At 42.4% G+C, this 8,915-nt stretch carries 7 protein-coding genes; 2 read left to right on the forward strand and 5 right to left on the reverse strand.

Translation table 11 applies throughout. From position 1 onward, the window contains the following. Positions 1–43: 43 nt before the first annotated feature. From sthA to AAC006_RS14630, 3 genes are all read right to left on the reverse strand, one after another. Positions 44–1,471, reverse strand: a complete 1,428-nt coding sequence (sthA, locus tag AAC006_RS14620; protein ID WP_288388659.1) for a Si-specific NAD(P)(+) transhydrogenase — start codon at positions 1,469–1,471, stop codon at positions 44–46. A 213-nt stretch (positions 1,472–1,684) separates the two neighbouring features. Beyond that, positions 1,685–2,812, reverse strand: coding sequence for a fatty acid desaturase (locus AAC006_RS14625; RefSeq protein WP_126872798.1), 1,128 nt, complete (start codon positions 2,810–2,812; stop codon positions 1,685–1,687). Positions 2,813–3,137: 325 nt separating this feature from the next. Continuing rightward, the gene (locus tag AAC006_RS14630) at positions 3,138–4,511 is read right to left on the reverse strand and encodes a DsbA family protein (protein ID WP_208806368.1); all 1,374 of its coding nucleotides are present in this window, start codon (positions 4,509–4,511) and stop codon (positions 3,138–3,140) included. A 323-nt stretch (positions 4,512–4,834) separates the two neighbouring features. On the opposite strand from AAC006_RS14630, the gene fabR reads away from it, so the two are divergent. Beyond that, complete coding sequence (fabR, locus tag AAC006_RS14635; protein WP_126872796.1) at positions 4,835–5,455, forward strand: HTH-type transcriptional repressor FabR; 621 nt, start codon at positions 4,835–4,837, stop codon at positions 5,453–5,455. 48 nt (positions 5,456–5,503) lie between these two features. On the opposite strand, the gene trmA is transcribed toward fabR, so the two are convergent. Beyond that, positions 5,504–6,598 carry a tRNA (uridine(54)-C5)-methyltransferase TrmA gene (gene trmA / locus AAC006_RS14640; RefSeq protein ID WP_126872795.1) on the reverse strand — a complete coding sequence of 365 codons (1,095 nt, stop codon included), beginning with the start codon at positions 6,596–6,598 and terminating at the stop codon, positions 5,504–5,506. 157 nt (positions 6,599–6,755) lie between these two features. Between trmA and AAC006_RS14645 the strand changes: the two genes are divergently transcribed. Then, positions 6,756–8,033, forward strand: a complete 1,278-nt coding sequence (locus AAC006_RS14645; RefSeq protein ID WP_339891765.1) for a DUF5610 domain-containing protein — start codon at positions 6,756–6,758, stop codon at positions 8,031–8,033. Positions 8,034–8,070: 37 nt separating this feature from the next. Here the strand turns inward: AAC006_RS14645 and AAC006_RS14650 are convergent, their stop codons facing one another. After that, entirely contained in the window at positions 8,071–8,535 is a 465-nt protein-coding gene (locus AAC006_RS14650; RefSeq protein WP_013782662.1) for an RNA-binding protein, read from the reverse strand. Positions 8,536–8,915 lie beyond the last annotated feature (380 nt).

Below are 8,915 nucleotides of genomic sequence, written 5' to 3' on the forward strand. Positions count from 1 at the left end.
AAAAACCGGCATCAAGTGCCGGTTTTTTTGTGCCCAAATTTCCTTAAAATATCCTATTTAGTCCATTTATTGCTGCTACGCGATAAGCTTCGGCCATGGTGGGATAATTAAAGGTTGTATTAACAAAGTAGTCGATGGTATTTCCTTCGCCTTTTTGCTGCATAATCGCCTGCCCAATGTGCACAATTTCAGATGCACGTTCTCCAAAACAATGAATACCTAAAACTTTCTTCGTTTCTCTGTGAAACAGAATTTTTAAGCTACCCACCTGTGTTGACGCAATCTGCGCACGAGCCAAATGCTTAAACTGGGCTCTACCCACTTCGTAAGGCACTTTTGCGGCGGTAAGCTCTTGTTCTGTTTTACCCACCGAACTAATCTCTGGAATGGTATAAATGCCAGTGGGAATGTCAGCCACTAATGCGGTGTGTGTTGTTGCCCCTAACATGGCTTCAGCGGCAAATCGGCCCTGATTGTATGCGGCAGACGCCAAGCTTGGGTATCCGATAACATCCCCTACAGCGAAAACGTTATCTACTTGGGTTTGGTATTTCTCATTCACACTGAGTTGCCCGCGATTATCTGCTTTTAAGCCAATGGCTTCTAAACCCAGCATGTCAGTGTTACCGGTACGACCGTTGGCAAATAACAAGCAATCAGCTTTCATTCGTTTACCAGACTCTAAGTTCAACACTACGCTGTCTTCTTTACCTTCCACCGACTTATAAGTTTCGTTATGCCTAATAAGTACGCCGTTGTTCCAAAGGTGGTAACTTAGCGCATCTGAAATTTCGGTATCAAGGAAAGACAGAAGTCTGTCTCGCATATTCACGAGGTCAACTTTTACGCCCATGCCGCGAAAGATACTGGCATATTCCGATCCAATAACCCCAGCGCCGTAAATAATGATGGATTTAGGATCGTGATCAAGAGATAAAATCGTGTCGGAGTTATAAATACGAGGGTGATCAAAATCGATATCGGGTGGCGTGTAAGGGCGAGAGCCAGTAGCGATAGCAATCTGTGCTGCTGTTAAAATATCTTTCGAACCATCATCACGGACAATTTGTAAGGTGTTGGCATCAAGGAAACTGGCTTCACCATGATACAAGTTAACGCGGTTTCTATCATAAAATGACGATCTAAGACGGGTCTGACTTTTTACGACCCCACTGGCATGACGCATTATTTCTGCAAATGTGAGGCTTCTGCTTACATGGTTATCAGCAAAAAGGGGAGAGCTATTATATTCAATTAAGCGGCTTACTGAATGCCTTAACGCTTTAGATGGAATAGTGCCCCAATGCGTACACCCACCTCCCACGGCTTCGTACCTTTCTATTACGGCGACTTTTTTGCCAGCTTTAGCCAATTGCATGGCTACACCTTCGCCTCCAGGTCCTGTACCTATAACAATGGCATCGTATTGGTAAGAAGGGGTTGCTGGTTTATCTTTTTGCTTTGTCGCCATAACTACATCCTATTTTTGAGTGGCCGCGCTTGTCGTAAAATAACAATGACTAATATTCTACGTTACTGGGTTTGTAACTCTAACTCTAGTGCTAATCGCCAAATAAACAAAACCCACATGAGCAAAGCGCATGTGGGTTTTTAAAATAGTATAGAGGGTGTGGACCTTTACTGTACATCAAATGTCAGTAGTCCCTAAGCTGGAGCCAACAATTTATGCGGCTTGAAGCGATAGACTCTGTAACTGAAGCCACTTTTCTTTTTGTACAGCGAACGCATGCTTAAGCTCTTTATACTTATAGGTAAGCTCTAAGCCTTCTATGGTACGTTTGAGTGATTTTTGTTTTACTTTCATCAAACGCTTTTTCGCCGCGTAGTAATCAGACATACGTTGCATAAGTAGCTCATACTCTTGCTCAATGGTGTGCATGAGCTCTTCTGCATTCGGTAATACAGAGACCTGTTCGCTAGCACGTTGCAGTTGCATCGCCGCTCTCGCTTTTTCAATACGCTCTTCAGGTACACGACGCAGGTTGTGCGTAAGCCCCACGTAAGAAAGCCCGCGGATTAACCATTTTGTTGGATCAAACTGATACCAACGAATACCGTTACGATAGTCGTATTCAAAAATATGGTGGTAGTTATGATAACCCTCGCCGAAAGTGAAGAATGCTAGTACACCGTTATCTCTGGCCGTATTTGCATCAGTATACGGCTGGTTTCCCCAGAAGTGCGCGAGGGAATTAATGAAGAAAGTAACATGGTGAACAAGTACTAAGCGTAGTACACCAGCCACTAAAATCATGCCTAGGATGTCGCCATTTAACCAGCCCAAAAAGCCAGTAACGCCAAAGTTAGCAGCAAGAACGATTGGCAGGTAGTAGTTGTGTTGCCACATAACCACTTTATCTTTCTGCAAGTCTTTACAGTTTCTGTAGTCGTCATATCGCTTTTCTTGATACTCGCGAAGCATCCAACCAATGTGTGCAAACCACAAACCGCGCTTTGCTGAATAAGGGTCTTTGTCGTTGTCATCTACGTGACGGTGGTGAATTCTATGATCTGAGCTCCAGTGCAAAATACTATTTTGCAATGCCATTGCGCCGCCGATGGCAAGTATTACGCGCACGACAATATTCGCATCATAGGTTTTATGTGACCAAAGACGATGGTAACCGGCAGTAATTGACATACCAGTGAAATAAAATAAGAAGATCGCAGTGCCTATTTCGGCCCAATCAATTCCATGATTGATAACCCATACAGGTACGCCAATAAAGGCGATGGCGCCGGTAATTATGAACACTAAGACATTCGTCAGGATAAGAGGTGGTTTTTTCATTTTCTACAACTCAGCTTACAACTGTGCGCTAATTTATCGTTTTATTGCTCATCAGGCAAGCAGAATGGACAGAAGTTCTGCTTACGTGTGTAAACTTTAATTATAGTAAGCTTCAAGAAATTGCCTACTACACTTTATGCTTAGGGAGCCTTATCGCTGTTTATAAAGGAAATTATTGAATTACTAATATCGGTAGCCGCTTCAAGTTGGGGACTGTGACCCATATCTGGCAGTCTTACAGTATTTTGCTTCGTGAGGATTGCGTCATAACGATTGCTTCATATTGTTGAACTCTACCTGGTGCCAGTTAGTTTAATTGTCCACTTCATTCATCTTGTGAACTACCTACTGCTTGGCGAATGTCATGCATTGCTTTATCAATAGGGGCTACTTTATGCAGGGTAAGGTTTTGTCGAATGACATCTTCTATAACGAATAACCTATCTTGGCCCCATACCTGAATATCTTTATATCTGAAAACGGGCACACCCCAGCTGCCGTTTTGGTAAATGTCCGATTGGTTTGCAGTGACCTCATTTTTCCAGTCAGTATTGGCTAAGTGTCGCTTTGCCTCCTGCCAAGATAGCCCAGCGTCTTCTACTATTTTTTCCATTCCGCTGTCTGTATCTGCTCTAACACCGTGTGCATTTACCGACTTCGCAAACGAGAGTAAATAATCTAGGTATTTATTATTCGCCCGAGCATAGGCTAGCAACGCATAGCATCGCTCTACACCTTCACCTAACGGATCAGCTAGAAACCCATAATTAATCCCCAGTTTCTGTGCCTCGCGTTTTGTGTCTAGAAAAATATAAATGGCTTTTTTAGGGGGAACATATAACCCACGCATCATCATCGGCAATACAGGTTTTACTTCAATGGGGATGCCATAGTGTGTGGTTAGTTTTACGGCCTGCAGCAACGCAATATAAGAATAGGGGCTACGGGCAGACCAAAACAGGGTTAAGGGCTCACTGTATTTTTCCTTCTCTTGAGTAAAGTTGAGAGGCTGTAATAGCGAAGTATAGGTTTTATCAAATTCGATTTGAGGGTTGGGTTGTATGCCATAGCCTTCATCAATAAGTCGACGTTCTAAGTGATCAAGCCTATCTACACCCCAATACCATTCACCATCGTAAAAAATCGTGGCGGGCAGATAGTGACCTTTCGAGGAAAGCTGATGTAGGTGTGCTTCAAAGCGTTTTTCCAATGCCGCCTCATCAATGCTAGACGAGGCATCAATATGGTCACCTTTCCAATAGGCAAGTAGCAATTCAGCAATGCCTGTCCATGAAGCGCCTTCATCTATTTTTTGCTGAACGGCACAGGACGCAGTAAAAACTGAGCGAGCTTCGTGGGTAATCTCAGTAGCAGAGCACGGAAAATGAAGATGGTAAACGTTGGCTAAATGCATCGCATCATTAATTGAATGCTTATTCCACATAGTTAATTCAGGAAACATCACGGGATCTGAATTGATAATGACGCGAGCTGTAATGGCTACGCGATACTTTTTTTCGAGTGTCGGTAATGCTTGAACAAGTAGGAATGAGTAGGGGTCATCTACTTTTATGAAAATTTCTAATTTAGGTACACCACGCTTAAAAAAGCGTGCACAAGTATAATAGCGGCGTTTAATACTTAGTAGCGTGTTACTCGAAATGAACCGTAGCACGTAGGGCTGAATACTTTTTTTCATTATTGGGTCAGCTATTTTTGTTCATGTAGGCCGATAGTCCTATAACCCCATAGTCCATCATTCCCACAGGAAATAATGAGATAAATTAATTCTGGCTATTCACTCTGATAAAGTCCCAGTAATGCCTTACAGGAGAATAGCGGCTACATAGTTAACAACTTGTTAAGAGTTGAATGTACAGTAACAACAGTTACTATAAAACGCTATGGAGATAATAATGAGTAAGTGCTAATAGCGTTTATGCCTAGAGCCGAATTAATTTAAGCTTCTCCCCATAGGCACTCATGCGATAGACTAGTGAAGACTAACAAACTGGTACTATTGTGACTCGTCAGGAACAAAAGCTTAAAACCCGCCAAAATATCATTCATGCGGCATTCCTATTACTGGATGAAAATCGCAGTTTGTCTGCTATTAGTTTACGTGAAGTTGCTCGAGAAGCAGGCATTGCGCCAACGTCCTTCTACCGACACTTTAAAGACATGGATGAATTAGGGCTCACGCTGGTGGATGAAGCTGGGTTAGCTCTTCGCCAGTTAATGCGCCAGGCTCGCCGTAGAATTGCTTCAGGTGGCGGCGTAATTCACACGTCAGTTGAAACCTTCATGGAGTTCATCTCTGCTAACAAAAATGTATTTCGATTATTGTTGCGGGAACATACAGGCACGTCAGCTGCATACCGAATGGCGGTTTTTCGCGAAATTCAGCATTTTATTGAAGAGCTAACCGATTACATCATCGAGCAACAAGGCGTGGAGTACAATATTGCGCAGCTTCAAGCTGATGCGATGGTTAGATTGGTATTCAGTGCTGGTGCAGAAGCGTTAGAAGCTGATACTAAGTTGAAGATAGAAATTGGCGAAAGGGTTAAAGCCCAATTACGTTTCGTGCAATTGGGCGCAATGTCGAAGCTTGCATCACAGACATCTTCCGACGCATCTTAAGCGTTAAAATCTAAAGTTGCTGCAAATCCATTTGCAAAATACAGCTCGTTACTTTTTAGTAAGTAACACACCCGCTTCTATATGATGGGTGAATGGAAATTGATCGAACAGTGCCGCATTTGCTATTTCATGAGTTTCACAAAGCAGGCTTAAGTTTTCAGCTAAGGTTTCAGGGTTACAAGAGATATAGATAATATTATCGTACCCTTGAATCATTTTTAATGAATCTACGTCTAAGCCTGCTCGGGGTGGGTCAACCAATACAGTGGTAAAATTGTATTCAGTTAAGTTGATACCTTCTAGACGAGAGAAGGTTCGTTCCCCGTTCATTGCTTCGGTAAACTCTTCAGCCGACAACCTCACAATTTTCACGTTATCTAAGTGGTTTGCCGCAATATTGTATTGCGCCGCTTGTACCGATGGCTTTGCTATTTCGGTTCCTATCACATTGTCAAAGTGAACCGCCAATGGCATCGAGAAGTTTCCGGCGCCACAATACATTTCTAGTAAATCCCCAGTTAGGGGAGCAGAGCATTCAAGTGACCATTCAATCATGCTGCAATTTACTTCTGCATTAGGTTGGGTAAAGCTATTTTCAATATGTTTGAATTCAAACTCACGGCCGTTAATAGGTAGTCGCTCTATAATAAAGTCGTTCCCTACAATGCGCTTTTGCTTTCGAGCTCGCCCAATAATACTCACAGCCGTAAATTGGGTAGCTAAAAAGGTGCGAAGTAGTTCAGCTTGTGCTTCCCATTCGTCATCTAGTGGCTTGTGATACAGCAAGCTAATAACCAATTCACCGGATAATCCAGTTAGATAATCAATTTGAAACAATTTTTTGCGCAGCAGCTCGTTTGGCTTTAAATAATCAATTAATTGCTGCATTGCCTTGTTAATGGTTTCACTAGCCGGTGGAAATGTATCTACGCGGTACTTCTCTTTAGAACCTTGATCGAACATGATGTGATAAAGATCGTCACCGTCGTGCCATACACGAAACTCAGCCCGCATACGGTAGTTTTCAGGTTTAGACGGATACACCGACAGACTCGGTACGTTAAACGGCGTAAGAAGAGTACCTAACCGATCCACTTTCTCATCGAGTTGAGCTTGATAGTCTTTTGCAGTGGTGGTTGTCATGTGGTTCTCCGAACATCATTTAAATAAGGCTGCGAATTGTAGTGCCTTATATTATATGTGCAACGGATAAAACTCACAGAAGCAAAAATTTCGTATTAAAATTAAACAATACGTGATTGGTGCCGATAACTTGATTGAGGATAGTGAGGATCAAATTATGAACGTGAGTCAAATTAAGGCTTTCATGGGCGACCAGAAAGTGGATGAAAAGGCATCGGTTCACCCGAATGAAGCTATAAAGAAGCAGCTTCAACAGGAAGGCTTACAGCAAGCAGCCGAGTTTACCAAACAGCATTCAGCAACGGTCACCGTGAATAGCACGCAGACCAGTATCGGCTTAAAGGTCTTCAGTGGTAGCTTAAGTCAAAATGTGGTTGTTGATGGTAAGCGCCCTAATGAAAGCAAGCAGTCTGAAGACGGCGAAGAAAATAAAAGCTTATTCGATTTCGAAAAAGTTGCCCGTAATGTACTTGGGTTCGTGACCGGAGTCATTCAAGGTGCCGCTGATGGTGGTGCGGATGACGATACCCTAAAAGGGTTATTTGGTCAGGCCCGTGAAGGCGTAAGTCGTGGCTTCGCTATGGCTGAAAAAGATCTCGAAGGTTTTATGAATGATGAGATTGAAGAAGGTGTTACTCGTAGCCGTGAAATGATAGACGGCGGCATTAACGATTTAGAACAGAATATCTTCAATCCGAATCCAGTGAGTGTGAGCGAGCTTAACGCGGTATCTGCATCTGATGCTAAATCAGGAAGCTTGCTCATTCGAACCAAAGATGGGGATGAAGTAAACCTTAGCTTTGAAAGTATCAGACAGTTTAGTGCTGCTAGTCAGGCTTCGCTATATATACCCGCGAATGACGATGCTGAAGCGTCTAGTTCGAATACAGATTCAGTTGTGGCGCAGCAGTCATCTCAATATGAATACTTTGAGCGAAGTGGCATCAGCTTTTTGTTAAAGGGTGAAATAGACGAAGATGAAATGACAGCTATTGCAAACCTTGTGGGTGAAGCACAAGACTTAGCCGATACCTTTTATAGCGGGGATATGGATAAGGCGTTCGAACAAGCGTTGAATTTAGGTTTCGATGACAAAGAGTTAGTTGGGTATGCGTTGCAGTTAAACCGCACTACACAAACCGAAATGGTCAAGGCTTATGAGAACGTAAAGCACTACAGTGAAGAAGGTGAGGCTGAAAACCAATACGGTAATGTAGTAAGCCCAATAGCACAGTATCTAGAAAAGATGATGTCTACGTTCGAAAATGCCGAGAATACCTTAGGCGCTGGAGATGACTACAATACATTGCTTGCAGGTATTATTAGTGAAATGAAAGATGTACAAATACCTGATTTAGTTTCAGCTATAAATCGTTTCCATACGTTTAACCAAAACTTATTAAACGCGATGCCACAGCAAGCGGCTTCAGAATAGAGTAAAAAAAACCTGGGTCATGCCCAGGTTTTTTAATTTATACTTGTTCTACTTTGTCTTTAGCTGGTCTAACTTTTAATGTTCGCTCTTGGAACACTGAGTCGTTAGTCTTCGCTATTACTGGGTCAAGGTCGCTAGTTATCACTTCAATAAAGCCATAACCTTTTCGCTTGCCAGTTTTTCTATCCTTCATGAGTCGGACAGACTGTACTTCGACAAAACTACCAAAATACTCTTTAACCGCAGATTCGTTTGCACGATACGGTAGATTACCCACATAGAGTGTTTCAGTGGTTGTGCTGCTGGTGGAGGGCGCAGCTGTTTCAGAGGGGGAATTGTTAAGGAGTGAAGCTAGCCACGGGGTTAATATACCGCTTATTAATAAAGACGCTGAAACCGTTAACGGAACGTGCGCTTCTATACTAGCTGATGAAAACAACAGATATCCTGCGATTGCAAAGATAGCACTAATAACAGTGCATTGAATAAAGCCTACTTTCATATACCTACCTTTCTAGTGTTTATTATCATAATAATGAAGGCTGGTTATAGTTTACTCATTTGTAACAATTAGAACAATAAAATGTGAAAGAACTATCCTAAAGTCCAATGGAATACACCTAAATGATGTAAAAATAAGCGTTTGAGGGTGAAAGTGTTATTAAATGCAAATAAGTGCCAAATAACGGTTGATCTTTTACGCCACCTATCTATAATGCGCTCCACGTTTTGAGGGGGCTTCAGGCATTCACAAGACACAGTGCGCAACCTTGAATTAAGACTGATTAAAAAGTTAAAAATCTAGGTTGACATCGTAACTTAACGATGTAGAATGCGCGCCTCGCTTCAAGGAGTTGGTAACAACACTGGAAAAGCAGTTTT

Source organism: uncultured Alteromonas sp. (assembly GCF_963976965.1).
GTDB lineage: Bacteria > Pseudomonadota > Gammaproteobacteria > Enterobacterales > Alteromonadaceae > Alteromonas > Alteromonas naphthalenivorans.